This window comes from Dactylosporangium vinaceum (assembly GCF_019904175.1).
Lineage (GTDB): Bacteria > Actinomycetota > Actinomycetes > Mycobacteriales > Micromonosporaceae > Dactylosporangium > Dactylosporangium vinaceum.
The window spans coordinates 818,340-844,203 of sequence record NZ_CP061913.1 but is presented as its reverse complement, the minus strand read 5'-3'; the positions used below and the strand labels follow the sequence as shown (position 1 = coordinate 844,203).

20 protein-coding genes are annotated in these 25,864 nt (G+C 72.0%); 8 read left to right on the top strand and 12 right to left on the bottom strand.

Annotated features, from left to right (window positions below; translation table 11 throughout):
- Positions 1–41: 41 nt before the first annotated feature.
- Complete coding sequence (locus Dvina_RS03905; protein WP_223100992.1) at positions 42–1,427, bottom strand: hypothetical protein; 1,386 nt, start codon at positions 1,425–1,427, stop codon at positions 42–44.
- A gap of 148 nt (positions 1,428–1,575) precedes the next feature.
- Between Dvina_RS03905 and ndhC the strand changes: the two genes are divergently transcribed.
- Positions 1,576–1,965 carry an NADH-quinone oxidoreductase subunit A gene (gene ndhC / locus Dvina_RS03900; protein WP_223100991.1) on the top strand — a complete coding sequence of 130 codons (390 nt, stop codon included), beginning with the start codon at positions 1,576–1,578 and terminating at the stop codon, positions 1,963–1,965.
- Between the two features lie 7 nt (positions 1,966–1,972).
- Here ndhC and folP read toward each other — a convergent pair whose 3' ends face one another.
- A complete protein-coding gene (folP, locus tag Dvina_RS03895) occupies positions 1,973–2,833 on the bottom strand; it encodes a dihydropteroate synthase (RefSeq protein ID WP_223100990.1) in 861 nt (286 codons plus the stop codon).
- Between the two features lie 76 nt (positions 2,834–2,909).
- Between folP and Dvina_RS03890 the strand changes: the two genes are divergently transcribed.
- Genes Dvina_RS03890 through Dvina_RS03875 form a run of 4 tightly spaced genes read left to right on the top strand, consistent with a single transcriptional unit; the run spans position 2,910 to position 4,980 of the window.
- Positions 2,910–3,386, top strand: coding sequence for a DivIVA domain-containing protein (locus Dvina_RS03890; RefSeq protein ID WP_223100989.1), 477 nt, complete (start codon positions 2,910–2,912; stop codon positions 3,384–3,386).
- Complete coding sequence (locus tag Dvina_RS03885) at positions 3,383–3,865, top strand: SRPBCC family protein (protein ID WP_223100988.1); 483 nt, start codon at positions 3,383–3,385, stop codon at positions 3,863–3,865. Before Dvina_RS03890 ends, Dvina_RS03885 begins: the two co-directional genes overlap by 4 nt.
- A gap of 46 nt (positions 3,866–3,911) precedes the next feature.
- A complete protein-coding gene (locus Dvina_RS03880) occupies positions 3,912–4,481 on the top strand; it encodes a DNA-3-methyladenine glycosylase I (protein ID WP_223100987.1) in 570 nt (189 codons plus the stop codon).
- Positions 4,482–4,485: 4 nt separating this feature from the next.
- Positions 4,486–4,980: a hypothetical protein gene (locus Dvina_RS03875; RefSeq protein ID WP_223100986.1), complete on the top strand. Its 495-nt coding sequence runs from the start codon at positions 4,486–4,488 to the stop codon at positions 4,978–4,980.
- A 6-nt stretch (positions 4,981–4,986) separates the two neighbouring features.
- On the opposite strand, the gene Dvina_RS03870 is transcribed toward Dvina_RS03875, so the two are convergent.
- The gene (locus tag Dvina_RS03870) at positions 4,987–7,710 is read right to left on the bottom strand and encodes a winged helix-turn-helix domain-containing protein (protein WP_223100985.1); all 2,724 of its coding nucleotides are present in this window, start codon (positions 7,708–7,710) and stop codon (positions 4,987–4,989) included.
- A gap of 250 nt (positions 7,711–7,960) precedes the next feature.
- Positions 7,961–8,182, bottom strand: coding sequence for an FmdB family zinc ribbon protein (locus Dvina_RS03865; protein ID WP_223100984.1), 222 nt, complete (start codon positions 8,180–8,182; stop codon positions 7,961–7,963).
- Between the two features lie 56 nt (positions 8,183–8,238).
- Between Dvina_RS03865 and Dvina_RS03860 the strand changes: the two genes are divergently transcribed.
- Both Dvina_RS03860 and Dvina_RS03855 read left to right on the top strand, forming a co-directional pair.
- The gene (locus Dvina_RS03860; protein WP_223100983.1) at positions 8,239–9,426 is read left to right on the top strand and encodes a lytic murein transglycosylase; all 1,188 of its coding nucleotides are present in this window, start codon (positions 8,239–8,241) and stop codon (positions 9,424–9,426) included.
- 949 nt (positions 9,427–10,375) lie between these two features.
- Positions 10,376–11,377: a GNAT family N-acetyltransferase gene (locus Dvina_RS03855; RefSeq protein ID WP_223100982.1), complete on the top strand. Its 1,002-nt coding sequence runs from the start codon at positions 10,376–10,378 to the stop codon at positions 11,375–11,377.
- Between the two features lie 320 nt (positions 11,378–11,697).
- Here Dvina_RS03855 and Dvina_RS03850 read toward each other — a convergent pair whose 3' ends face one another.
- The 3 genes from Dvina_RS03850 to Dvina_RS03840 form a co-directional block, all read right to left on the bottom strand.
- Positions 11,698–12,615 (bottom strand): DUF3152 domain-containing protein, encoded by a 918-nt coding sequence (locus Dvina_RS03850; RefSeq protein WP_223100981.1) that lies wholly within the window; start codon positions 12,613–12,615, stop codon positions 11,698–11,700.
- 114 nt (positions 12,616–12,729) lie between these two features.
- The gene (locus tag Dvina_RS03845) at positions 12,730–14,811 is read right to left on the bottom strand and encodes a ThuA domain-containing protein (protein ID WP_246656007.1); all 2,082 of its coding nucleotides are present in this window, start codon (positions 14,809–14,811) and stop codon (positions 12,730–12,732) included.
- Positions 14,808–17,831, bottom strand: a complete 3,024-nt coding sequence (locus tag Dvina_RS03840; protein ID WP_425516519.1) for a PQQ-dependent sugar dehydrogenase — start codon at positions 17,829–17,831, stop codon at positions 14,808–14,810. Before Dvina_RS03840 ends, Dvina_RS03845 begins: the two co-directional genes overlap by 4 nt.
- A gap of 148 nt (positions 17,832–17,979) precedes the next feature.
- On the opposite strand from Dvina_RS03840, the gene Dvina_RS03835 reads away from it, so the two are divergent.
- The gene (locus tag Dvina_RS03835; protein ID WP_223100979.1) at positions 17,980–18,639 is read left to right on the top strand and encodes a TetR/AcrR family transcriptional regulator; all 660 of its coding nucleotides are present in this window, start codon (positions 17,980–17,982) and stop codon (positions 18,637–18,639) included.
- Between the two features lie 154 nt (positions 18,640–18,793).
- Here the strand turns inward: Dvina_RS03835 and Dvina_RS03830 are convergent, their stop codons facing one another.
- The 5 genes from Dvina_RS03830 to Dvina_RS03810 all read right to left on the bottom strand — a co-directional run bounded on the left by Dvina_RS03830 (position 18,794) and on the right by Dvina_RS03810 (position 25,834).
- The gene (locus tag Dvina_RS03830; RefSeq protein WP_223100978.1) at positions 18,794–19,735 is read right to left on the bottom strand and encodes an endo alpha-1,4 polygalactosaminidase; all 942 of its coding nucleotides are present in this window, start codon (positions 19,733–19,735) and stop codon (positions 18,794–18,796) included.
- A gap of 337 nt (positions 19,736–20,072) precedes the next feature.
- The gene (locus Dvina_RS03825; RefSeq protein ID WP_223100977.1) at positions 20,073–20,711 is read right to left on the bottom strand and encodes a spherulation-specific family 4 protein; all 639 of its coding nucleotides are present in this window, start codon (positions 20,709–20,711) and stop codon (positions 20,073–20,075) included.
- Positions 20,708–22,144, bottom strand: coding sequence for a hypothetical protein (locus tag Dvina_RS03820; protein WP_223100976.1), 1,437 nt, complete (start codon positions 22,142–22,144; stop codon positions 20,708–20,710). Before Dvina_RS03820 ends, Dvina_RS03825 begins: the two co-directional genes overlap by 4 nt.
- A 174-nt stretch (positions 22,145–22,318) precedes the next feature.
- Positions 22,319–23,752 (bottom strand): GT4 family glycosyltransferase PelF, encoded by a 1,434-nt coding sequence (pelF, locus tag Dvina_RS03815; protein WP_223100975.1) that lies wholly within the window; start codon positions 23,750–23,752, stop codon positions 22,319–22,321.
- Between the two features lie 9 nt (positions 23,753–23,761).
- Positions 23,762–25,834 (bottom strand): hypothetical protein, encoded by a 2,073-nt coding sequence (locus Dvina_RS03810; RefSeq protein ID WP_223100974.1) that lies wholly within the window; start codon positions 25,832–25,834, stop codon positions 23,762–23,764.
- Positions 25,835–25,864: the final 30 nt, after the last annotated feature.

Sequence of the window (25,864 nt, the reverse complement as noted above, 5' to 3'; positions counted from 1 at the left end):
ATGCCCCTCTTGTGCGTCTTGTGCTGGGACAAAACCCGAGTTCAGCCCTCGTCGGAGTGCTCGGAGGGGGCGCGGAACCCGGACCCGGCGACCGGGCCGTCGGGCAGCCGGGGCAGGGTGAGGGAGCGCGGGATCGGCGAGCGGGTCGACCCCCCGCTCTGGGCCGGCACCAGCACGACGTCCTCGACCTCGTCGGCGCTCAGCTCGTCGTCCTCGGCGTCGCTGCGCATGCGGCGGCGCAGGGACAACACGCCGAGCGCGATGAGGACCACGAACAGGCCGGCCACGCCGCCGATGATCGGCAGGCTGGACAGCTGCCCGCCCTCGTCCCCGGCCTGGCGGCGCAGGCTCATGTCGGTCTCGAAGGTCCGGGCGGCGACCGGCGACGGCGGCGCCGAGGTCGGCAGCGGGGCCTCCGCACCGGTCAGCGGCGGCGCGGTGATCTTGTAGTCGTACCGGGTCTCGATGACGTCGAGCCCCGGCGGCGCCAGGTATCCGTGCACCGCCCCGGTCAGCGGCAGCTCGGCCCGGGCGGCGGCGGTGACCGCCATCCCGAACACGGCCGAGACCTCCTTGCCGGGGGCGATGTCGCCGAACTCACAGCGGTGCCGGTCGTCGGCGATGCGCCGGTGGGAGCGGCACACCCCGGGGAACGTGACAAGGCCGACACCGGGCGGCGTGACGATCTCCACCGCGCCCGCCGCCTTCGCGGTGCCGGTGTTGCGCAGCCGGACCGAGAGCTGGAACGACTCGTCCTTCGGCGCGGCCGCCGGGGGCAGCACCGGGGCCGAGGTGTTGAGCTCGATGCCGGGGGTCGGCGGCGTGGTGAACGAGAACGCGATGGGCGCGGCCCGCTGGTAGCTGCCGATCGCGGCGCTGACCAGCCCGGCGGTGATGGTCTTCCAGGCGCCCGGGTCGACGTTCACCTTGATCACCACCTGGCCGAGGGCCTGCTCGGGCAGGCCGCAGCTGAAGCTCGACGCGCCCGAGGCCACGGCGCAGCCGCCGGTGCCGTACGCGCCGGTGGCCTGGGCCCCGCTCGGCAGGTTCCAGACGCCGGTGACCGTGTCCTTGCCGACGTTCTCACCGGTGTTCTTGACGGCGATGACCAGCTCCGCCGAGCCGTCGCCCTGCCAGTAGGCGTCGCCGAGCGACACGGTGCTCACGGTCAGCTTGAACCGGTGCACGGGCGTGGGCGCCGGCGGTGGGGGCGCAGCGGTGGTCGGCGGGGGCGGCGGCGGGGCCTCGGTGGTGGTCGGGGCCGGGGTCGGCGGTACCTCCGTCGTCGGGTCCGGGGGCGGCACGACCTCGGTCGGGGTCTCGACGGGGGCCGTGCTCGTCTCGCCGTTCTCCGGGTCCGCGTACGCCGGTCCGGCGAACAGCAGGGTGCAGACGGCGGCCAGGAGCACGAAGGAGCCAGCCCGCATCCGCCTTGTTGTGCGGCGGCGCGAGGGTGCTTCCATGAGGGGGTGTCCTTCTTTTTGCAGTACGGCAAGCAACTTGAAGGACATTATCTAGAGAGATTCGCGTTTTCGGCATGTCGGAGATCGTGATGATGCGTGTACGGTGCGTGCGATGAGCGGATATCTGGGTGGATATGCGACGCTCGGTCTCCTGCTGCTGGTCGGAGCCGGGGTGTTCGTCGCCGCCTTTACGGCCAACCGGCTGCTCGGACCCCGCCGAACGGCCGACTGGGCGACCTCCGCGGGCGCCAAGTACGAGACGTACGAGTGCGGGCTGGACCCGGTCGGCGGGGACTGGGCGCAGGCGCAGATCCGCTACTACGTGTACGCCTACCTGTACGCGCTGTTCGCCGTCGAGAGCGTGTTCCTCTTCCCCTGGGCCGTCACCTTCGACACGCCGGGCTACGGCGGGGCCATCGTCACCGAGATGGCGATCTTCGTGGCCGTCCTGTTCCTGGGCATCCTCTACGCCTGGCGCAAGAACATCCTGCGCTGGACGTAGCCCCCGGTCACGCGAGTCCGCGCCGGGCCACGGCCGGCTGCCGGTCACCCCGGATCGCCGCCACCGTGTCGAGCACCCGGCGGGTCGCCCGCACCTGATGGGCGCGGAACACCCGGGCCCCGAGCCACGCCGACACCGCCGTCGCCGCGAGCGTCCCCTCCAGCCGCTCCCCCACCGGCACGTCGAGGGTCTCGCCGATGAAGTCCTTGTTCGACAGCGCCACGAGCACCGGCCAGCCCGTCGCCACCATCTCGTCGAGCCGGTTCGTGATCGCGAGGGAGTGGCGGGTGTTCTTGCCGAAGTCGTGGGCCGGATCGATCAGGATGCCGTCGCGGCGCACGCCGAGCGAGAGGGCTCGCTCCGCCAGTGCGGTGACAGTCAGTACAACATCCTGCACCGGATCGTGAAACGCCGTGCGATGGGGACGGGTCCGGGGCGTGAGGCCCCCGGCGTGCGAACAGACAAGGCCCGCTCCCGTCTCGGCGGCCACCTCGGCCAGGGCCGGGTCGGCGCCCGCCCACGTGTCGTTGATCAGGTCGGCGCCGGCCGCCACGACCTCGCGGGCCACCTCCGCCCGCCAGGTGTCGATCGAGATCACGACCTCCGGGAACATCGCCCGGATCTTCTGGACCGTGGGCAGGGTCCGGCGCAGCTCCTCGGCCGCGTCGACCGTCTCACCCGGGCCGGCCTTGACGCCGCCGATGTCGACGATGTCGGCGCCGTCGGCCACCGCGGTCTCCACCGCGCGCAGGGCGGCGTCCTCCGCGAAAGTTGCACCGCGGTCGAAGAAGGAGTCAGGAGTCCGGTTGACGATCGCCATGACCGCATAGTCGCCGTCGGCGAAGTGCCGGGCGCCGAGACGAAACATCGCATGACCTCCGTGTTTCCTACTGATGGGTGTGCCGGGCTCGCCCAGGCGTACTCAGCGTGCCACGATTCCCCCTATGGCTGAGTTCCTCCTGGTGTTGATCGCCGCTGTGGTCGTCGGGGCCATCGGGTTCGGCGTGTCGCTGTTGATCACCGGTGATGACCCGGGGATCGAAGGACATGAGCCCGACGGACGCTCCGTCCCGCTGCCGTCGTCACGCCCGTTGGTCGAGGGTGACGTCAACCAGATCCGGTTCGACACGGTCGTCCGCGGATACCGGATGGCCCAGGTCGACGCCGCGCTGCGGCGGGCCGGCTACGACATCGGCTACAAGGAGGAGCTGATCCAGGTCCTGGAGGCCGAGATCAAGGCGCTCCGCGAGGGCCGCCAGGAGGACGCCGACGCGCTGCGCGACGCCCGCCTGGCCGCGGCCTCGGGAGCGGCCGCCGGCGCCGAGACCGCGGCCGAGGCCCCGGTCATCGAGCTGGACGAGCCGGACCGGCCGGATGAGGCGGCCGACGTGCTCGAGCAGCCCTCGCCGGCGGTGAAGTGAGCGAGGAGTACGCCGGCGCGGAGCGCCCCGGGCCCGGCGAGGTGACGGCCACGGTGATCGTGGCCGCACCCGCCGCGCGGGTCTTCGCCGCGCTCACCGACTGGTCGCGCCAGGGCGAGTGGATCCCGTTCACCACCGTCCGGGTGATTTCCGGCGACGGCGGCGAGGGCAGCGAGGTCGAGGCGGTCACCCAGGTCGGCCCGGCGTCGGTGCGCGACCTGATGCGGGTGGTGAAGGTCGACCCGCCGTTCGAGCTGCGGGTCGTGCACCACGGCAAGGTGCTGCGCGGCCCCGGCGTGCTGCGGTGCACGCCGCTCGGCGCGCAGCGCACCCAGGTCGTCTGGCACGAGTGGTTCCAGCTGCCGGCGGGCAACGCCGGTCGCTTCGCCTGGCCGCTGCTGTGGCCCGGGTCGAAGGCCGGGCTGACCGGCGCTCTGAAACGCTTCGCGCGCCTGGTCGAGTCCGGGCGCCTGACGTAATCCTCTGCCCGAGTTCCTGTCACACCCGGGCGGTAGCGTCCTTGCCATGAGTGGTGTGGTGGTGGGAGCCGACGGCCGGGCGCGGTGCGGATGGGGCGGGTCGACCCCCGATTACCTGGACTATCACGACAGCGAGTGGGGCCGGGAGATCCGCGGCGACAACGAGCTGTTCGAGCGCGTGTCGCTGGAGGCGTTCCAGTCCGGGCTGTCCTGGATCACGATCCTGCGCAAGCGGCCCGCGTTCCGCGCGGCGTTCGCCGGGTTCGAGATCGAGAAGGTGGCCGCGTTCGGTGAGGCCGACGTCGACCGGCTCCTCGCCGACGCCGGGATCGTGCGCAACCGGGCCAAGATCGAGGCGGCCATCGCCAACGCCCGGGTGGCGGCCGAACTCCCCGGCGGGATCGCGGCGCTGCTGTGGTCGTTCGCGCCCGACCCGAAGCCGGAGCGGCCCGCCGACTTCTCCGCCGTGCCGGCCATCACCGCCGAGTCGAAGGCCATGGCCAAGGAGCTCAAGAAGCGCGGCTTCCGGTTCTTCGGCCCGACCACGGCCTACGCGCTGATGCAGGCGACCGGCATGGTCAACGATCATGTTCGCGACTGTTTCGTGGAGGTCTGAGCACATGGCGAAGTGGGTGGTTGTCGTCTCCGCGGAGCAGTACGCGCAGGAGCGGCTGTACGGGGGCGGCGGGCTGACGGTCGAGGGGCCGGCCGCCGGAGACGAGGCGCTGCTGGTCACCGGCGGCGACGAGCCGGTGGTGTTCGGGCTCGGGCGGGTGGATCAGGACGGGCGGCTGCAGTACACGGTGAACCTGCTGGACTCGCCGCTGCCCGCCGGTGGGCTGGCCCGGCGCACCGGGCGCCTCGACGAGGCGTCGTATCTGGCCATTGCCCGGCAGGTCACGCCCGCCCCGGCGCGGCCGCGAACCTACCTCGTCAGCGTCGACCTGCCCATCGAGGCGTCCTCGCCCGGGGAGGCGGTGCGGGCGTTCTGGAACTACGTGCGCGAGCTGGGGCCGGCCGAGCTGCCGGCGTTCGTGTGGCCGGCCGGGGACGAGCTGGCCATGCAGGCGTACGTCCTGGGGGTCGAGGCCAACCAGGACCCCGAGGAGGAGTAGCGGCTCCTACTCCACTGTTGAGAAGCGGATCGAGCCGGCCATGAGGTCCGGGTGCTCTATGGTCAGCGCCAGGGCCACCGACTCCTCCAGGCTCAGCGCCCCGCCCGCCGCGTAGGCGGTGTCGAAGGCCGCGTCGCCCATCGCCGCCCGGAGGGCGGCCTGCTGCTCGGTCCAGAACGCGCCGAACGCGCCGCTGGAGCAGCGCATCCTGATGCGGGCCGACTGGGCGGCGCCGAAGAGCCGGGCCGCGGTCTCCAGGTCGTCGGCGAGCAGGCAGCGCACCGCGACCGCGTTGAGGGTCTCGCAGACGCGCAGGTGGAAGCCGTGGGTCATGCGCGAGCGCAGTGCGACGATCAGGTGGTCGTGCGCGGCCACGAGATCGCCGCGGGCCAGGGCGACCATGCCCAGCAGCATGTCGACGGTGCGCCGGCCGCGCTCCAGGGGCCGGCTGTTCTCCATCGGGCGGGCGCTGGCCAGCAGGTCGGCCGCCTCGTCCAGGTCGCCGCGCCGCCACAGCAGCTGGGCCAGTGCGAAGACCGCCGACAGCGCATCGCCGGCCACGCCCTGCTCGTCGGACCAGGTGATGACCTGGCGGGCCAGGCGCTCGGCCTCCTCGGTGCGCTGCATCTCCAGCAGCGGCGCGCCGCGCGCGGACAGGACCCGGGCGAGCAGGCCCGGGTCCCCGGCCCGGCGGGCGGCGGACTCGGCCCGCTGCGAGAACCGCAGCTCCTCGACCGTCTCACCGTCGGCGCCGGCGTGCAGTGAGTGCATGTGGTACGCCGCGGCCAGCTCGGCGTCGGGAACCGGCTCGCCGGTGGCGCTGATCCGCTCGTACAGGCGGAACAGCCACATCCGGCCCTCCCGGACCAGGCCCCGCTCGCGCCACCACTGGTCGAGCGCGCCGGCGAGGGCCAGGCCCTGCCGTGCGCTGCCCCGGGTGACCGTCCAGTGCAGCGCGGCCCGCAGCTCATCGGCCAGAGGATCGAGGGTGTACAGCGAGAGCGTCACCGGCCGCCCCTCGCCGTCCAGATACGCGTCGTGGGCCGCCTGCAGACACCAGGCCACGTGCCGCTCCCGGGCCGGCTCCTCCTCGCCGGCCTCGCCGAGCAGGCGGGCGGCGTAGGCGCGGATCGGGTCGAGCATGCGGTAGGTCGCGCTGGTGGCTCCGGCCTCGGCCTGCAGCAGCGACTTGTCGACGAGCGTGGCGAGCGGGTCGAGGGGGTCGCCGTCGTGCAGCCACTCGATCGCCGGCAGGTCGACCGGGCTGGCGAAGACCGACAGCCAGCGCAGCAGGCGGGCCGAGCGCTCATCCAGGGTGCGGTAGGACCAGCCGACTGCGGTCTGCATGGTGCGGTGGCGGTCGCTGAGGTCCGGGTCGGCGCCGGGCCGGGAGCCCGCGTCGAGGGTGCCCAGGACGTCGCCGATGCGGTCGGCCAGCTGGGGCGCCGAGAGCAGGCGCAGCCGGGCCGCGGCCAGCTCCAGGGCCAGCGGCAGCCCCTCCAGGGCCCGGGCCACCCGGGTCAGGTGGGCGATGTCGCCGGGCTCGACCGGCCGCCCGCCGCGGGCCGCCGAGGCCCGATCGACGAGCAGGGCCACCGCATCGCTGAAGCCGCCGCCGCTGGCCGCCTCGACCGACAGCGGCGGGATGCGCCAGACCACCTCGCCGGCCAGGCCCAGCGGCTCGCGGGACGTGGCCAGCACGGCGACCTCCGGGCCGGCCGCGAGCAGGCGGGCCACGAGCCGGCGGGCCGCGGGCAGCTGGGCGTCGGAGGTGTCGAGCAGGACGAGCAGTCGGCGGCCGCGGACGTGGTCGGCGATGGTCTGCACGACGGCCCGGCCGGGCTCGGGGCGCAGGCCGAGCGCGGCGGCCACGGCGACGTCGACGAGGTCGGCGTTGGCCACGGCGCTGAGATCGGCGAACCAGACACCGTCGCGGAACCGCTCGACGATCTCGCCGGCCGCCTCGACCGCGACCCGGGTCTTGCCGGCCCCGCCCGCCCCGACCACTGTGACCAGGCGGTGGCGGGTGATCAGGTCGCGTACGGCGGCGCGCTCGACGGCCCGGCCGATGAACCGGGTGGTCTGCACGGGCAGGTTGTGCGCGGGCGCGTCGATGGTCCGCGGGCGCGGGAACTGCCGGTCGAGGCCGGGCGCGACGAGCTGGAAGATGCGCTCGAAGCCGTCGAAGCCGCGCAGCCGGTGCAGACCGAGGTCGAGCAGCCACGCCCCGTGGCCGAGTGGGCTGCCCTCGACGCCGGGGTCGGTCGGGTCGATCGGGGCGGCCGAGGACGACAGGCCGACGTGGGCGGCGGTCGCGGCCGAGCACAGGACCTGGCCGCCGTGGGCCGCGGCGGCGACGCGGGCGGCCCGGTGCACCTCGGGTGACGTGTACTCGCCGCCGTAGGGCTCGGCGAACCCGGTGTGCAGACCCATCCGGACCTTGGGGCGGGCCTCGGGGCTGGGCCAGTCGTGCTCGGCGAGGGCGCGCTGGGCCTCGGCGCAGGCGGACAGGGCGGCGGCGGCATCGGCGAAGGCCACGAACAGCGAGTCACCCTCGGTGAAGAGCTCCACACCGTCCGCTTTGGACAGTGCGCGGCGAATGACCTCCCGGTGCTCGTGGAGCACCGGCCGGTATCCCGCACCGAGCATCTGGGCCAGTCGCGTCGAGCCCTCGATGTCAGTGAAGAGGAAAGTCACCAGCCCGCTGGGCAGGTGCGTCCGCCCCGACACGTGAAACCTCCGCCTCCCTATTCAGGCGTGCCCCATATTTCCCCAACCAAGTGGCGCGCGCATCGTAGAAACGGTCGATCCCGGATTGGTCATCCGGAGCGATCTGTGCTGCTCAACAACGATGGGAGGCAGAGCTTGAGAGGGTTTCGCGGAACGTAACGACAACACTCCGGCAACGGTTGCGGGACAACCAGTCACAACATCAAGTCCGTTTTCCTGGTGCAATGCGAAACAGTCCGTTAACAATGTTTCAGCAACCGCAGGCGCCGCCGCAGCACCCGCCGCCCCCGTCCGGCGCGGAACCGCTGCTCGGGCCGCCCGCGGACGCGCCGCCGACGGCGATCGTGGACAGCAGCTTGACGGTGTCGTCGTGGCCGGCCGGACAGGCGGTCTTCACATTTGCTTCACGCATCGGGCGTTGCACCTCGAAGGTGTCACCGCAGGCCCGGCAGCGGTACTCGTAACGTGGCATTCTCACAGGCTATGCCACGGTGACACGCAGCCGGAATTTCAGGAATACTCGGAGGCGTGGCAAGCGACGAAGAGAAGCCGGAGGCCGAGCGACCGACCACAGTGGACACACCGGCGACCGCGCCGATCCGGCCCCCCGCCCCCCGGGAGGCCGAAGATCGATGGATCCCGGTCGAGTTCATGGCGCCGCAGCTCGGTGAGCCCGCCGATCCCAAGCCGCCCCACCAGCCCAAACACGCGGCGGAGGGGCTGCGGCCGAGCTGGTCGGAGACCGCCGCCGGCACCCTGGGCGGCTCCGGGCGCCCCGGCACCCCTGGCGGCCCCGGCACCGCCGGCTCGCCGGATGTCCTGACCGGCGGCAACACGCGCTGGCAGCTGTCCCAGGCCCGGCGCGAGCGGCTGGACCGGTTCATGGCCCGGCCCGGCGTGCGGTTCCTGCTGCCCGGTGTGCTGCTGGCGGTACTGCTCACCGCCGCCGGCGTGGCCGGCGCCGTCGTCGTGCCCGCCGCCTCCAAGCCGCGCGCGGACGCCTCCCAGTCCCCGGCCCCGGCCCCGCAGGGCACCAACGGCGCCCCGGTGATCACCGACCCGCCCGCCAGCGGCGAGGCCCCGCAGCCCGACGACCCGTCGGCCTCCCCCACGTTCAGCCCGCCGCCCGGCACCCAGCAGCGCCCGGCCGACGTCTACGGCGCGTGGGCGGCGGCCCGCTCGGTGCGCCTGGACATCCCGGTTGTGGCCCTCCAGTCGTACGGGTATGCGGAGGCCGTGACCGCCCGCACCACCCCGAAGTGCCACCTGACCTGGACCACCCTCGCCGGCATCGGCAAGGTCGAGTCGGACCACGGCCGGACCGGCGGCTCCGTCCTCCAGGACGACGGCCGCTCCACCCCGAAGATCATCGGCCCGCCGCTCGACGGGCAGAACAACCGGCAGGCGGTCGCCGACACCGACCAGGGCGTGCTCGACGGCGACCGGACCTGGGACCGCGCGGTCGGCCCGATGCAGTTCCTGCCGGCGACCTGGAAGCAGTACGGCCAGGACGCCGACGCCAACGGGGTGCCCGACATCGACGACATCGACGACGCCGCCCTGACCGCCGCGACGTTCCTGTGCGAGGGCGGGCGGGACCTGTCCACAGTGGAGGGGTGGAACTCGGCGATCCACGCTTACAACCTGCCGGAGGAGTACCGGGCCGCGGTCTTCAACGCGACAAACGACTACGGGCGGCGCGACCGGCAGGGCTGACCGCCACCGACCGCACTCCGAACGCTCCTGCACGGCCACGTCCGCATGGCCACGGCCGCCTGGTCGTCGCCGGGCGGGCCCGCGCGGTGCGGTTGCGCACGGACCCGCATGGTGCGGTCGCGCACGGTGCGGTCGCGCACGGTGCGGTCGCGGGGGGGGGGGTGGCGGGCAAGGGCACGGACGTTTGCGACGGCGTGACGCATCATCTGCTTCGAGGTCGCCTACGACGGCCTGGTCCGCGACAGGGCGCGTGAGCGGGGGCGCGAGCGTCGGCGCGTGGATGCAGGCGCGACCGCGCAGGCGTGGGCGCGCAGGCGCGGGCTTAAGCGGGCGCGTAAGCACGTGCGCGGGCGCGGCGCGGGCGCGTAGGCGGGCGTGGGTGGGCGCGTGAGCACGTGCGCGGGGGCGCGGGCGCGGGCTTAAGCGAGCGCGTGAGCACGTGCGCGGGCGCGGCGCGGGCGCGTAGGCGGGCGTGGGTGGGCGCGTGAGCACGTGCGCGCGGGCGCGGGCGCGTGGGCGCGGGCGCGTGGGCGCGGGCGCGTGGGCGCGGGCGCGTGGGTGAGTGTCGTGTGGGTGCGCAGGCGAGGCGTGACGGCGTAGGCGAGGCGTGGCTGCGGGCGGGGCAGGCGGGTGAAGTGCGCGGCGTGGCGAGGTATGACCGCACGGGCGAGGTGGGGTGGTGCTGGCGAGGCGCGGACGTGGGCGGCGTAGATGGCGTAGATGCAGTGCGACGTGTGGCGGCGTAGGTGCGGTGCGACGTGGCGGTGCAGGCGCGATGTGGGCGCTGTGTGATGTGGCAGTGTGGGCGCGGTGGCGTGGGCGGGCGCGGGCGCGGACCTGGTGTGACGTGGGCGGACCTGGCCGGAAGATCGACCCCTGGCGGAAGATCAATGCCACGCTCTGCGCTCTGGTACTTCCGCTCAGCCACAAACAAGGGCAGGCTTAAGGCGTGAAGGTGCGCGAGTGGGACCCAGGGACCGCACCCGCGGCCGAGCTCGACGCGGTGCTGCGGGCACTCAACGACATCGTGACTGTCGATGTGCCCGAGGACCCGCCGTGGCGCGCCAACATGTTCCGGGAGTACCTGGCGCTGACCATGCCGGGTGAGAGCCGGACGTCCTGGCTGGCCACGGACGACGGCGGCGAGGTCATCGGGCACGCCAGCCTCCTGTCGCTCGAGGATATCGGCGTGCTGGAGCTGACGGTGGTGCCGAGCGCCCGCCGCGGCCACGTCGGCACGGCCCTGCTGGGTGCCGTGGCCCGCCGCGCCGCCGAGGAGGGCTTCGAGTCCGTCGGCGTGGAGGTCATCGGCGGCACGCCGGCCGTGAAGTTCTTCGAGGCCCAGGGCTTCGAGTGCGCGTTCATCGAGATGCGCAACCTGCTCGATCTCAAGGGCGTCGACTGGCTGCGGCTGGGCGAGATGGCTGCGGGCATCGGTGCCGGGTACCGCATCGAGTACTACCCCGGCGGCCCGCCGCCCGAGCTCTACGCCGGCTACGCGGCGGCCAAGGAGGCGGCCCGGGCCGGCGTGATCGACGATCTCGCCCTGCGCCCGAGCTCCTACGACTCGGAGCGGCTGGCGGCGAGCCTGCGTACGCTGCACGCGCGCGGGTTGAAGCCGTACATCGTGCTGGCCGTGCACGAGCAGTCCGAGACGATCGCGGGCCTCACCGAGGTCGTGGTGCCGGCGCAGCGGCCGACGCGGGCCGACCAGTACGACACGATCGAGGTGCCGACCCACCGCGGCTACGGCATCAGCCGGGCGATCAAGGCGCGCATGCTGTTCGAGCTGCGCGCGGCCGAGCCCGGGCTGCTGGACGTGCAGACCTGGAACGCGCTGGAGAACGAGCCGCTGCTGCAGGTCAACGCCGAGCTGGGGTTCAAGCCGGACCGCGAGTGGCGCGAGTACGAGGCCGACGTGCCGGAGCTGCTGCGACGCCTGAAGAGCTGACGCTCAACCCAACGGGCAAGCGATCATAGGTACCCCCTGGCAAGAGATCGGCAAATCCCTGGTGGCGGGCGCCCGGCGAGAGCCACAATCAGCGCTGGTCAGAGCCAAAAGTCGCCGTCGGCAACCGGTCGGGAGTCGCTCGCAGGCGAGGCCGAGAAATACCCGACAGGCATCAAAAGGCAGCCCGCGCAACGGAATGGGTCGTGCCGTTGCGCGCCGTCTTTCCAAAACTCATCTTAGCTGACAGCCACAAATCTTCGATCTTCAGGACTACGCGCCGTGAAACCCCGTCACCCTCGGTGTCCGTATCCCGAAATGGCCTAGCTCGATGCCCAGGGGCCGGAGACGAATGAGCCGGCTTCGGTGAACGGGAATGCGTTCGGGGTGCAGCCGTTCAGGGCGATCGTCTGGGTTTGCATGACCGGGGCGACCTGGCCCGAGCCGGGGCACTTCATGTGGTCGAAGCCCAGGAAGTGGCCCATCTCGTGCAGCACCGTCATCGCGTGGAAGTCGATGCCGGCCGGGAAGCCGTCGATGCCCTTGAGCCAGCGGCGCAGGTTGAGCAGGATCGTCTTGCCGTAGCGGCAGGAGTAGATGCCCTGGGTCGTCACGCCTACGGCCTTGCAGAGCTTGTCCACGGTGCCGGGGGTGGCCAGCTTCAGCGTCACGCTGTAGTCGGCGCCGCTGACGCGCTGGAATTTCCAGGAGGCGCCGCTGATCTTGTTCGGGGCGTAGGTGACCGGGTGCGCGGCCGAGGCCGTCCAGCCGAGTGGGGCGCCTATCGCGCGGTCGACCTCGGTGGCCAGCTTGTCAGTCGTCCAGACCGGGTTGGTGCCCCACTGGATGCCGTTCTCCATCTCGACGCGGTACTTCACGAGCGTCCCCGCGTCCGCCGACCCGATCAGGTCCGTGCCGCCGGCGGCGACCGTGAACGTGCCGCTGCCGAGGTTCGGCACGCCGTCGTTGGTGTTCGCCTTCTGGCCGCCGGTGTCGCCGCCCGGGTTCACCTTCTTGACCGTGGCCGACGGTTTGGCGCTGGGCTTGGACGGTGCCGGGGCGGGGGCGAGCTCGCCGTTGCCCTCCAGCTGGCCGATCGGGAACGGGTCGGAGCTCGACAGGGCCTCGGGCGGGTCGGCGGACGGGGGTGGCGACGATCCCGCGTGCGTGCCACAGCCCGCCGCAAACACGGACAGTAGCGCGCCTACAACGGCCAATCGGTTGATCCGGCTCCCCAGCACCCGGCCGAGCCTAGGGGAACTTCGCAACGAAAGCTGCCCCTCGATTAATTCGGTCACTGTGGGCAACGGAAAGGTGGGGGCCCTGCGTCTACGTAGAGCCCCCACATCCGTCGATCAGGCCGGCAGTGTCCACTTCTGCGCGGCCGAGCCGTTGCACGTGTACAGCTGCACGACCGTGCTGTCCGTCGACACGCCGCCGGCCACGTCCAGGCACTTGTTCGACTGCGGGTTGCGCAGCGAGCCGTCGGCCTGGGGGGCCCAGTTCTGGGCGCCGGAGCCGTTGCAGGTCCACAGCTGGATCTTCGTGCCGTCGGCCGTGCCGCCGCCGGAGATGTCCAGGCACTTGCCGAGCGCCCGCAGGGCCTGGCCGGAGACCGTCCAGGTCTGCGCGGCCGAGCCGTTGCAGGTGTACAGCTGGATCTGGGTGCCGTCGGCACTCGCCGCGCCCCGCACGTCGAGGCACTTTGCGGCCAGGCCCTTGACCGGGCCGGAGGTCACCGCCGGCGCCTTGACGAACGTGAAGTCGTCGAGGTCGAACAGGCCGGTGCCCGTGCCGGTGAAGGTCAGGTAGACGTTCGCCGTTCCCGCGGGCACGCCGGTCAGCGCGGTGCTGACGTCGGCGTACGTGTCCCAGCTGCCGGTGTTCGCGACGTTCACCGTGCCCAGGATCGGGCCGGTTGTGGAGCCGGTGCGGATCTGGATCTGCCCGCCCGGGCCGCCGGAGACGACGCGGGCCTTGAAGCTGGTGGCGCCGCCGATGTTCAGGCCGTTGTAGGCCGCCCAGTCACCCGGCTCGATGTAGCCGAGCGTCTGGCCGTTGTGCGCGCCGGCCTTCGTGTAGGGCTGGACTCCGGAGGCCGCACTGAACAGCTCGGCCTGCACGACGTCGCTCGAGGCCGACCCCTCGCGGATCCGGATGTTGCGGAACGACACCTGGTCGGCCGATCCGTGGTTCTGGATGCCGATGTAGCCGTCGAGGTTCCGCGCGGGGTCCGTGTTCGTGAAGTCGTTGATGAGGACGCTGTTGAGGTACACCCGCAGCCGCTGCCCTTCGACGAGGATCTCGTAGGTGTTCCACGCGCCCGGCGGGTTGAGGGCGGCGTCGCGGGCGGCGATGTTGGCGGACTGGAAGTTGTAGATCGCGCCGGTGGTGTGGTCGGGCGTGTCGGTGGCGTCGATCTGGATCTCGTAGCCCTGGTTGATCGCGATGTTCGGGTCGTTGCCGGGGTTCGGGAACCCGACGTAGACGCCGGAGTTGCTGTCGCCGGTGATGCGGAAGTCGGCCTTGAGCGAGTACGACGTCCCGAACTGCCTGGTGCTGTACCAGAACAGCCCGAGGCCGCCGGTCGACGACAGTGTCGCGTCGGCGTTGGTGAAGCTGCCCGGGCCGGCCTGTGACCAGCCGGTCGTGGAGCCGTTGTACAGGGCCGTGTACCCGGTTTCCGGGCGGCAGTCGGCCTGGGCGCGCTTGGCCGCGTACCGGATGCCGCCGAGCAGTTCGGTTCTGAACAGGGAGTCCGAGTACGACTCCTGCGTGTGCCCGAACCCGGTGTAGAACGAGCGGCCGGCGTCGATCGTCTTGCACCAGGTGATCGGGTGGTCGCCGCCCATCGTGCCGCCGGAGTACGACGACTCGTCGAGGGTGGCCAGGACGTGGGCGGTGCTGCGCGGGTTGGTCTGGTAGTTGTACAGCTCGTCGGTGCGCGTCCACGTCTGCGGCAGGTGCGCGGTGGCCGGGTTGGCCCGGTCCTCGGTGCGCGAGTTGACCTGCTGGATCGCCGGGTGGCTGGCGAACCAGGCCCCGACCAGCTGGCCGTAGAAGGGCCAGCCGTACTCGGTGTCGGCGGCCGCGTGGACGCCGACGTAGCCGCCGCCGCCGCGGATGTAGGACTCGAACGCGCTCTGCTGCGCGTCGTTGAGGACGTCGCCGGTGGTCGACATGAACACGACGGCCTCGTACTGGGCCAGGTTCGCCGTGGTGAAGGCGGCGGCGTCCTCGGTGGCGGTCACGGTGAAGTTGTTCGCCGCGCCCAGGTCGCGCACGGCCTGGATGCCGGCCGGGATCGCGTCGTGGCGGAAGCCCGCGGTCTTGGAGAAGACCAGGACGTCGTAGGCGGAGTCGGCGGCCTGGGCCGGGGTGGCCACGAAGGCGCCCGCCAGCAGCAGGGCCGCACTCAACAATGTCAGTCGCTTCACGGCATGGTCCACTTCTGCGCGCTGGTGCCGTTACAGGTGTACAGCTGGACGACCGTGCTGTCGGCGGAGTTCGCGCCGGCCACGTCGATGCACTTGCCCGACGCCGGGTTCTTCAGCGAGCCGTCGGCCTGCGGCACCCAGTTCTGGGCGCCCGTGTTGTTGCACGTGTACAGCTGGATCTTCGTCCCGTCCGCGGTGGCCGCCCCGGAGATGTCGACGCACTTGCCGAGGACGCGTAGCTGCTGCCCGGTGAGCGCGACGACCTGCGCGGCGGTGCCGTTGCACGTGTAGATCTGCATCTGGGTGCCGTCGGCGCTGGCGGCGCCGCGCGCGTCGAGACACTTGCCGGCCAGACCCTTCACCGGGCCCACGCCGTTGCCGCCGGCGCCGGTGACGAAGGTGAAGCTGTCAAGATCGAACAATGCGGCGGTGGCACTGCCGGAGAACGTCAGGTACAACGACGTCGACCCGGCCGGGGCATTGGTGATCGGGCCGGACACGGTCGTGAACGTCTCCCAGGAGCCGGTGACCGGCACCGTCGCCGAGCCGATGACCGTCCCGGTCGGCGAGCCCGTGCGCAGCTGCAGCGTGCCGCCCGCACCGCCCGAGGAGACCCGGGCACTGAACGACGTGGCGTTGTTGAGCTTGTACGGGTCGAACCCGATCCAGTCGCCGTTGTTGATGTTCCCGACGGTCTTGCCGCCCTCGGCCGACGCCTTCGTGATCTGGTCGACGCCGGAGAACGACTTGTAGAACTCGCCCTGGCGGTACCGCGGCGCCATGATGCTCTGCGCGTGGACGGTCAGCCCGCCCTTGTCGGTGTACTGCGCGTCGAACACCGGGAAGATGTTCGAGGCCGTGTCGTGCTCGCCGTCGACGGGGATGGTGATGGTGCCCGCGCACCCCGTCTGCGACGTGATCGCGTGCGCGTGCTGGTCGTGGCCGAGCACGTAGGTCATCGTGACCTTGCTGCAGTCGATGGGCCCGTCCTCGGGGTCGGTGACGGTGACGCTCCACGGGACGGCGTCGCCGAAGCTCACCAGCTGCCCGGGTCTGGGCCCGTTGACGACCACTGTCGGGGCGGTGTTGCCGACACTGATCAGCACATTGGCGGTACCGATGGCGCCCTGTGGGTCTTTGACGGTGAGCGTCACCGAGTAGTTGCCGTTGGCCGCGAACGTGTGCGACGGGCTGGCCGTCGTCGCCGTCCCGCCGTCACCGAAGGTCCAGGTGTAGCTCAGCGCGCCGCCCTCGGGGTCGGTCGAGCCGGTCGAGGAGAAGCTGACCGTGAGCGGGGCCGCGCCGGAGGTGACGTTCGCGCCGGCGACGGCGGTCGGGGCCCGGTTGCCGCCGGCGCCGACGTAGTCGTAGCGGTACAGGGCCGAGTTCTGGTCGCCGTTGAAGTAGCCGGTGCCGTAGTCGAGGACGTACAGGGCCCCGTCCGGGCCGAACTGCATGTCCATGACCTGCTTGCCGTTCCACGGGAAGTTGTCGATCGCGCCGCGGGAGCCGTCGGCGTTGACGACGATCGGCTTGATCCAGCCGCGCCCGAACTCCCCGGCGAAGAACTGGCCGTCCAGGGCCTGCGGGAACTTCGTCGTCGACGGGTTGGCCGCGTCGTAGTGGTACACCGGGCCGCCCATCGGCGACTCGGACCCGGTCCCGAACTCGGCCGGGCTGCCCGCGTCACCGCCGTAGCGGATCCAGGCCGGCTTGGCCGGGGGCAGGGTGGTGAGGCCGGTGTTGCGGAAGGAGTTGTTGACCGGCCCACCGCCGCAGTTGTACTTCGCGCCCGTCGAGTTCGTCGCGAAGTTCCACTCGTTGTAGGTCTCGGCGGTGGTGTTGGTGCCGGTGCAGTACGGCCAGCCGTAGTTGCCGGGGCCGGTGACCCGGTCGAACTCGACCTGCCCGGACGGGCCGCGGTTCGCGTCGCTCGCCCCGGCGTCGGGGCCGTAGTCGCCGACGTAGACGACGCCGGTGGCCTTGTCGACGGTCATGCGGTACGGGTTGCGGAAGCCCATCGCGTAGATCTCCGGGCGCGTGTTCGCGGTGCCGGGGGCGAACATGTTGCCGGCCGGGATCGAGTACGTGCCGTTGGCGTTCACCTTGATCCGCAGGATCTTGCCGCGCAGGTCGTTGGTGTTGGCGGCGGAGCGCTGGGCGTCGTACACCGGGTTGCGGTCGGTGCGCTCGTCGATGGGCGCGTAGCCGGCCGAGTCGAACGGGTTGGAGTCGTCGCCGGTGGAGAGGTACAGGTTGCCCTGGGCGTCGAAGTCGATGTCGCCGCCGACGTGGCAGCACATGCCGCGGTCGGTCGCCACGTCCAGGATGTTGACCTGGCTGGCCATGTTGACCGTGAAGTCGGCGTTGAGGGTGAAGCGCGAGAGGCGGTTGACGCCGGCCCAGGTCGCCCAGGTGGCGGCCGTGCCGGTGGCGGGCGCGTCGCCGCTGGGGGTGCTCAGCGGCGGGGCGTAGAAGAGGTAGATGTACCGGTTGGTCGCGAAGCCCGGGTCGGCGGCGACGCCCTGCAGCCCCTCCTCGTCGTGCGTGTAGACGGGGATGGTGGCGATGACGCTCGTCGTGCCGCCGGCGTCGGTGCGCCGCAGTGTGCCGTTGCGGGCGGTGTGCAGGACCGACCGGTCGGGCAGCACAGAGATGGCGAGCGGCTCGCCCACCTCGGGCTCGCCCTTGGCCAGGGTGACCTGCTGGAAGTCGGCCGCGTTGATGGCCGCCGCGGCGGGGGTGGCGTCCGCCTGCAGGAGCGTGACGGCGGTGAGGCTGGAGGCGGCCAGGACCAGGGCGGCGCTCAAGGTCCGCCATCTATGGTTCCGGGGTTGCTGATTCACGGTGTCCCTTCCTGACGTGGTGATGTGCCAGGCCGGGCGCGCGCCGCCGCGCCGAGTCCTTCGGGTCTTGCTGGTTCGGGGTATCTGGTTGCGGGGGTCTGGTGAGGGGTGTCCTACCGCTGCGGTTGGTGCGGGCTCACGCCACCAGCGCATCCGGTGCCGAGCCGGATACATTGATGAAACACTTTGGTGTCGTGGCAGACACACTAGGGTCTTTAGCTACGACTGTCCATACTTTGACTCGTCGATGCGGTAACTTTTGTTCTGAACGCCAAAAGCCCGCTGGAAGCCCTCCCGCCCCTGTGGTGAATATGCTGTAGCCATGGGGGCTCAGGGTGCATTGCGCAGGGACGCGGAGCGCAACCGGCGACAACTGGTCGAGACCGCGAAAGTGGTGTTCGCCGAACGCGGCCTGGAAGCCCCGCTTGACGAGATCGCCCGCCGCGCGAAGGTCGGCAACGCCACCCTCTACCGCCGCTTCCCCAGCCGCGGCCTGCTGGTCGCCGCGGTGTTCGAGGACGCGCTGCGCGAGGTGGTCGCCGCGACCGAACGCGCCCTGGCCGTCTCGGCCGAGGACCCGTGGGCCGCGTTCGCCGAGCACCTGACGTTCCTGTGCGAGGTGCAGGCCGGCAGCCGCGCGATCGCCGACCTGCTGACCGCGACCGTGTCCGGCGTGCCGGAGCTGGAAACCCTGCGGGGCCGCGCCTTCCGCGGCCTGACCGCGCTGATCGACCGCGCCCGCGCGGCCGGCGTCCTGCGCCCGGACTTCCAGCACGAGGACGTGGTACCCGTCCTGATGGCCAACGCGGGCCTGGTCGAGCGCACCGCGGAGAGCGCCCCGACCGCATGGCGCCGCCAGCTCGGATACACGCTGGCGGGCCTGCGCGCCCCGGCGGAAACCCCGGCCGAACCGGCCCCCGACCGGGTGGGCATCCTACGGGCGATGCACGCGCTGGCCGAGCGCAACGGCCTCACGTCGTAAAAACGGTGTGAGTCTCCGGTTAGGTGGGCGAGGCTAGACTAGGGACCAGCTAGAACCGACCGACCGCCCGCACCGCATCTCGCATTTCGCCCACCCGCACCACATTTCCTGCTTCGCCCGCCTGCACCACAACTCCTGCTTCGCCCGGCGCCTGTCAGCACGTCTCGCGCCAGGCGTCGAGATTCATCTTCTTCTTCATCGACGAGAAGTGCAGCGCCTTCGTCTTCGAGCAGAACGAGCCGGTCGACCCGTCGTACTCCACATGGAACACGGGCTTGCCGGCGCTCGTGAACACCTTGAGCTCGTCACACTCGTTGTAGCGCGCGCACTCCTCGTTGACCGCGAAGTCGAACGCCGGCGCCAGCGTCGCGGCCTGCTCGACGTCGTTCTTGAGCCCCACCCCGAGCCCGGTACGGTGGGCCAGCTCAGCCACCCGCCGGTTGAACGTCAACTGATCGCCGGCGCTCAGCGGGAAGCCGCTGCTGTTGCTGTAACCGTCCACATTGTCCGGCTCGACCGCGTCGAACCCCTTGTCCTTGCACTGCTTGAACCGCGCCGTGAGCAGCGGCTCCAGCACGTTCCACTGCCGGATGTCCAGCCACTTCTCCCCCGGCCAGCCGTCGAGCCCCTTGCCCTGCACCGACTCCGGGAAGTTCTTCGCATCCGGCCGGAAGTCCTCGTGCGCACCCACGTTGACGTAGCAGATGACGTGCCGCCCCGCGGACTTCAGCGCAGCCACGTCAGCGGCGGACGTGTTGGCGCCGTCGACGTCGTAGACTTCGGCGGCCACGGACTTGTCGAGCGTGCCGGTCAGCTGCCACTGCCACGTCTGCCCCACGGCGGGCTTCCACCAGCCCCCGGCAGGCGCCCCACCGGGCGACCCCGAAGCCCCGGCGGACGCCGATGTCGACGCCCCCGGGGAGGCCGAGCCGAGCCCGGCCCCGTACGACGGCTCAGCACCACCGGTCGCCGGCCCGTGTCCGCCACCGCCGATGTCACGCCCGCGCCCGCTGCCGCCGTTGGTGCAGGCGGCGGCGTAGAGCACCGTCACGACGACCAGGGCCAGCAGCAGGCCACGGAGCCGGCGGGAGGTCACGGCGCCGCCCGCTCGAGTTCGCCGCCCGCCAACGCCGGCGCCGCCCGCAACGCCGGGCCGTGCGCGTGATCGACCGCCGCCCGCTGGAGCCCGCCGCCCGCCGCCGCCCGGCCGCGCCGGCGATCGATCGACACACCCGCGCCGCGCACGTGATCAGTCGTCGCGCGGGCGGCGCGACCCACAGCGGCGCGACCCACAACGGCGCGACCGAGAGCAGCTTGGCCCAGAGCAGCTTGCCTCGAAGCGGCGCAGCCCGAAACGGCGCGGCTCGAAGCGGCGCAGCCCGAAACGGCGCGGTTCAGAGCGGCGCGGTTGGGCGGGGTGTGGTCGTGGGGGATCATCGGGCGGCTGCTCGGGTGCGTAGTGAGGTTGGTAGGCCCGCGTACGGCAGCGGTGCCGTCAGGTCGGTCACCAGGCCGTGGCCCGCGCGCTTCAGCAGCAGCGCGGTCGCCTCGCCCAGGCGGGCTGTCGGGACGCCGTACACCAGGTGCGCGGCGTTCGGCCAGTCGCGTCCCTTGACGGATTTGTCACCATAAAGCGCGACATATGACTCCCAAGGCCCCTCAAACGTGCATACCACATCGGCAAGCGCGGCGTAGCCGGGCGCGCATGTGGTGCCGGGGTTGAGCACGACCGAGCCGCGGACCGCGCGGACCACCTGGGTCACGTACGCCAGCGAGGCGGCGTCCGACGGGACCTGGTCGAAGAAGATGCCGCCCACCGGGTACTGCGACCAGCCCACGATGTCGCACCACACCTCGCCGTTCGGGCGGGAGCCGTAGCCCAGGTCGACGTAGCCCAGCATCCTCACCCCCGAGGCGTGCAGGCGGGCCGTGGCCGCGGTGTAGACCTCGTCGCGGGCCGCACCGGGTCCATTGTGGACGTTTACGATCGTCCAGCAGGCGGCGCCGCGGGGCAGGTTGTCCCACGCTTCGGGGTCGGTCAGGGGGTGGACGTACAGCGGCAGCAGCATCATTCTCGGTAACTCTCCGGATCGCGAAGGACGAGCGCCGCGACGGCGAGGCCGGGCAGGCCGGCCCCGAGCAGGGTGGCGACGGCCAGGGTTTCGGCGAACGTGGGTGACACGTGGACCAGGGCGGGGGCCCAGTGGGCGACGCCGGTGATGAGCAGTGTCGGCCACCAGACGACGATGGCGGCGGTACCGGCCCGGCCGTGGGCGGCCAGCACCAGGCAGAGCGCGTAGACGGCCATCAGGAGCACGGCGGCGGCCAGGGACTGGCCCCGGGGTATCAGGCCGAACCAGATGGAGCCGGCGATCGCCGCGCCGGCGGCGACGGGGACGGCCAGGACGGCGACGGTGCCGGCGCTGATCCGGCCCAGGGTGCGGTCGAACGCGAACCGGTCGGCCAGGAAGGCCCGCGCGGACGCGATCCGGCGCTGGTGCCAGACAAGCGTCAGTTCCATCAGTGGTACCCCCACCAGGAGCGGAATCGCCTCGACGGGGACCCGGTGCGGGGCGATCCCGTCGAGCGCGACGGTGCGCAGCAGCGCGGCCTGGCCGGTGCCGACGAGGCCGTAGAGGGCCGCGTATCCGACGTCGTGCCGCCATGACCGCCAGCGCCGCCGGACGAGGGCCGGGCCGCGCCCGAGCACCGGGCGGTACGCGACGGCCAGCAGCACCGTGACGCACGCCAGCAGGACGATGATGCCGAGCCCGTACCGCAGCCCGGCCGTCGCCACCCAGACGGGCGCCACGGCCGCGATCACGACCCGTTCGCGGTTGGTCACGAGTGTCACGCCGGCCACGGCGAACAGGGCGAGCTGGACGGCGGCGACGACGTACGCGCGGGCACCCTCCCCGAGCAGGACGAGCGCCCACAGCGCGGCGAGGGCGGCGAAGCCGGTGCCGAGGAGCCGGGCGGCGGCGGTGCGGCCGCGCTCGGACAGGGCCCGGTAGCCGAGGTACGACAGTGCCTGGCCACCGCCCCAGCCGAGGATGAGGGTGCCGGTGGTCGCCAGGGCGGGCACACCGTCCACTTCGGACGCGGCGCCGACGCCGATGGCGAGCGGGGTCAGGTAGATCAGGGCCCGCATGAGCGTGTCGGCGACGACCCTGCCGAGGCCGGGTCCTTCGACGCGGATCGGCCGGAACACCTGGGTGTCGGCGGAGTCGAGCGAGCGGGCGACGACCCGGCCGGCGAGCGCGAACACCGACGGGGAGCCGTATTCGCGGTCGGCGACGCGGTCGTTGATGCCGTTGGCCTCGAGGATGGCCGCGATCTCGTCGATGTCGACGGCGTCGAGGCAGTCGTCGCGCATCTTGTCGGCGAGCGCCGCGACAGGGTCGGTGGCGACCCGCCCGACGTATCGCAGCGGCTCCGGCCGGTCGAGCTCACTGGGCCGCGCCCGCCGCTGCACAGGCACGATGACAAGCGAATCTCCGCTCATGCCGCCACCTCCGCAAGCTCCGGCGCCGCCCTGAGCCAGACCTGCACTTGCCCGATCGCGGCCACTCCGCTGCGCTCCGTACCGCTCATGCCGCCACCTCCGCAAGCTCCAGCGCCGTCACGAGCTCCACCCTGCACTGCTGATGAGCGGCCACTCCGCTGCGCTCCGTACCGCTCATGCCGACACCAGCGTCCGGGCGGGTGCGCCGATGAGGGACGAGTACTTCGTGCGGTAGGCGGAAAGGCAGCGGTCCAGGGTGTACTCCGACAGCGCCCGCTCGCGCCCGGAGTGCCCGATCGCGGCGCGGAACTCGGCGGAGGACAGGAACGCGACGCACGCGGCGGCGAGCGCGGCGGGGTCGCGCGGCGGCACCACGAGGCCCGCGTTGCCCACGGCCTCGGCGACGCCGCCGACGTCGGTGCTGACCGTGGGCCGGCCGCACATCATGGCCTCGAGGACCGTGTAGGGCATGCCTTCGGAGATGCTGGACAGCGCGGCGACCTGCCCGGCGGCGAACGCGTCGCGGCTGGTGCGGCACGGGCCGGCCCAGGTGACGGCGTCGGTGAGGCGCAGGCCGGCGGCGACGGCGCGGCAGTCGGCGGCGTAGGCCTCGTTGCCGGCGGGGACGGGGCCGGCCAGGTGGAGGCGGGCGTCGGGGATCGACTGGCGGACGATGGCGAGGGCCCGGATGAGTGTCTCGAGGTCCTTGAGCGGGTCGACCCGGCCGACCCAGGAGATGACGGGGGCGTCGGGTTCGGTGGTGAGGGGCGGGAACCGGTCGGGGTCGACGCCGTTGCCGATGACGGCGAGCTTCGCCGGGTCGGCGCCGTGGCGCACGGCCCAGCGGGCGTTGAAGCCGCTGACCGGGGTGATGAGGTCGGCCTCCCAGTAGGCGAGGCGGGCGAGGGCCCGGTGGAAGCGCAGGAGTGCGGTTTTGACGCCGGGGGTCCGGGGGCCGGCGGCGAGGTAGCGCTCCCGGAGGTACACCCCGTGTTCGGTCATCATGAATGGCACGCCGAGGCGCCATTTGGTGGCGAGGGCGACCATTGCCGAGAGGCCGTTGGCGTTGGCGTGGACCAGGTCGGCGTCGTCCGGGACGTCGGCGGCGAGCGGCCGCAGTGCGTGCTCCAGCAGTACCGCCGCCTCGTCCGCTTCGCGCAGGGTGAGGCGGGGCAGCCGGATGCCGTCGGCGGCGGCCCGGGCCCAGGCGTCGAGGAGGATGTCGGCCAGGCCGGCGCCCGCGAGGGGGTGCCGGCCGGTGCGGCGGCCGAACCGGGTCCGGCCGAGGGCCAGGCCGGCGAGGGCGCGCAGGCCCTCGGCGAACAGGACGAGGTCGGCCGGCGAGTCGCCGAGCATGCCGCGGCACAGCAGGCCGGCGGCCCGCTCGACCCGGCCGCGGGCGGGGCGGGCCGGGCCCCAGACCGGCACCGCGCGCAGCGACCGGACGTTGCCGGGCAGCTCGATCGCGGGCCGGTCGGGCTCGGTGCCGACGATGGCGACCAGGTCCCACTCCACTTCGGACAGTCCGCGCACCAGCTGATCGCACCAGGTGGTGACGCCGCCGGTGGCGTACGGATAGGTCCCTTCGTTGACCAGGACGACTCGCACGGCCGGGGCTCAGCTCGTGACGCGCAGCTGCTGCTGGCCGCTTTTGCCGAGGCTGCGCCAGGCGGAGCGCTCGCCGCCGTAGGGCTCGCCGAACGGGCCGCCGCTGACCTCGATGCCGAGCACGGAGGCGCTGATGAGCGTCGTGCTGCTGGGCATGGTCATGGGTACGTCCAGGGCGTTGCCCTTGTTGGTGACGGTGACCTTGCCGTCGAGGAGGTACGCCTCGATCTGGCGGCTCTGCACGGCCGCGGTCCACGCCGCCTGGCGCCGGTTCTGGAGGGCGGACTCGGCGAACTTCGGGTTCACGACGGGTGTCGCGGTCGTGTAGGTGGCGCGGTAGCGGGCGAGGACAGCGTCGAGGACGGGGTACAGGATGCGGTCCTCGGCGAGGTTCGACTGGTGGGCGTAGTGCGGGGCGGGGCTGGCCGAGACGACGTGGTCGTAGGCGATGCGCGACTCGAGCGGCACGATGTAGTTCGCGTAGCCGCTCGCGCCGAGGGGGCTGATGCAGGTGGAGAGCGGGTTGTTCGCGCAGATGCCGCTGCCGCCGTCGGCGGTGCTGGTGTAGAGCCAGTTGTACTCGTCGACCTCTTCGGCGACGGTGGCGACGTTGTAGTAGATGTTCATCGGGTACCGCGGCACGGTGGTGGCGTTGCCGACGGGCCGGGCGGTCTGCTCGCGGGAGGCGTCGGAGGCGACGTACTTGACGCCGTTGGCGTTGAGGGCGGGGGCGAGGTTCGGGTTGTCGTTCGGCATCTGCGGCAGCGTCTTGAGGCCGGAGTGCTCGCCGGTGACGAGCTCGCTCGCGTCGAGAGTGAGGCCCTTGCCCTTCGCCCAGTCGACGTTCTGCTTGATCTGGGCGGTGATGTCGGCCTGCGACACCCACCGGGTCTGCCCGGCGGCGTCGGTCGCGCACCTCCAGGGGGTGACGGTGAAGTCCTGGACGCAGCCGAGGTACGGGTGCTCGTAGGTGTGGTTGATGAACCGGAACTGGCCCTTGGCGGCCACGACCGCCGCGGTCAGCGGGTCGCCGGCGCCGGCCTCGACGCTGCCGCCGCCGTTGAAGACGACGTCGAGTTTGACGCCGCGCGCGTTCTGCCACGCGATGAGCGCGTCGACGTCGTCCTTGGTCATCCGGATCGTCTGGTTGTACGGGAGGGTGGCCGGGTCGCGTTGCGGGTTGCAGTCGTCGCCGACGGTGCAGTTGTGGACGGTGTCCCAGCGGTCGTCGGGGAGGAAGACGTCGTCGACGTGGACACTGAAGTAGTTGCGCGTGTAGCCGAGGTGGACACCCTTGGTGAGCCACGTGATCAGGCCGTGGCCGAGCTCCAGGGCATGGGTCTGGTACCGGTTGGCCGCGAGGGTCACGACGAGTTCTTCGCGGCCGTCGTGGGCGTAGACGCCCATGAGGGAGCCGGAGGTGCCGCCGCCGGGCTTGGTGCCGGTCACCATGGGCGTGAAGGTGGCGCCCGCGGCGACGGCGGCGGCGCCGAGGTAGCCGAAGGACTCCGACACGCTCGCGTCGCGGTCGTCGACGGTCAGGGCGCCCTTGAGGTAGCCGAACCCGGCCGCCTTGCCGGCGTCGGTGACCTGCAGCGCGGCCCCGTCCAGGACGCCGCTCCAGGCGTTGGTGAGCCCGACGTTCGCGCCGGCGAACGTGTAGGCGTCGATCTGGCGGATCTGGAACTCGCGCTCGAAGTCGGCCAGGGCGGTGGCCTCGGCGCCGGTCACGGCGTTCTCGTTGGGCACGATGACGCCCTGGTACTTCGCCCGGCGCACGCCGCTGACGGAGTCGGCGAGGTAGGCGGCGGTGATCGCGGGGCGGCCGCCGTCGGCGAGGTTGAGCACGTCGTAGGGGACGCCCTCGCGGTCGAGCTGGGCGCGGAGGGTGTCGACGCCGGTGCTGGCGTCGTCGAGCACGAGCGCCCGCAGGTCGATGCGCTGCTTAGGGGCGTCGGCGGCGAGGGCGGGCTGGGCGAGGGCGACACCGGCGAGGCCCAGGAGGGCCAACGCGCCGGCGACGACGATCCGGGACTTGGATGACCCGGACATGGTCTTCGCCCTGGTGCGGGAGGACTTCAAGGTGCTGAGCTCCTTCGGCGGGGGTTTCGT

What these genes read in the sequence shown, in the direction of transcription:
- ndhC (WP_223100991.1), top strand. Translation starts at nt 1,576, where the DNA reads ATGAGCGGATATCTGGGTGGATATGCGACGCTCGGTCTCCTGCTGCTG.
- Dvina_RS03835 (WP_223100979.1), top strand. Translation starts at nt 17,980, where the DNA reads ATGGGGGCTCAGGGTGCATTGCGCAGGGACGCGGAGCGCAACCGGCGA.
- Dvina_RS03890 (WP_223100989.1), top strand. Translation starts at nt 2,910, where the DNA reads ATGGCTGAGTTCCTCCTGGTGTTGATCGCCGCTGTGGTCGTCGGGGCC.
- Dvina_RS03880 (WP_223100987.1), top strand. Translation starts at nt 3,912, where the DNA reads ATGAGTGGTGTGGTGGTGGGAGCCGACGGCCGGGCGCGGTGCGGATGG.
- Dvina_RS03865 (WP_223100984.1), bottom strand. Translation starts at nt 8,182, where the DNA reads ATGCCACGTTACGAGTACCGCTGCCGGGCCTGCGGTGACACCTTCGAG.
- Dvina_RS03820 (WP_223100976.1), bottom strand. Translation starts at nt 22,144, where the DNA reads ATGAGCGGAGATTCGCTTGTCATCGTGCCTGTGCAGCGGCGGGCGCGG.
- Dvina_RS03875 (WP_223100986.1), top strand. Translation starts at nt 4,486, where the DNA reads ATGGCGAAGTGGGTGGTTGTCGTCTCCGCGGAGCAGTACGCGCAGGAG.
- Dvina_RS03840 (WP_425516519.1), bottom strand. Translation starts at nt 17,831, where the DNA reads ATGTATCCGGCTCGGCACCGGATGCGCTGGTGGCGTGAGCCCGCACCA.
- Dvina_RS03825 (WP_223100977.1), bottom strand. Translation starts at nt 20,711, where the DNA reads ATGATGCTGCTGCCGCTGTACGTCCACCCCCTGACCGACCCCGAAGCG.
- Dvina_RS03905 (WP_223100992.1), bottom strand. Translation starts at nt 1,427, where the DNA reads ATGCGGGCTGGCTCCTTCGTGCTCCTGGCCGCCGTCTGCACCCTGCTG.
- folP (WP_223100990.1), bottom strand. Translation starts at nt 2,833, where the DNA reads ATGTTTCGTCTCGGCGCCCGGCACTTCGCCGACGGCGACTATGCGGTC.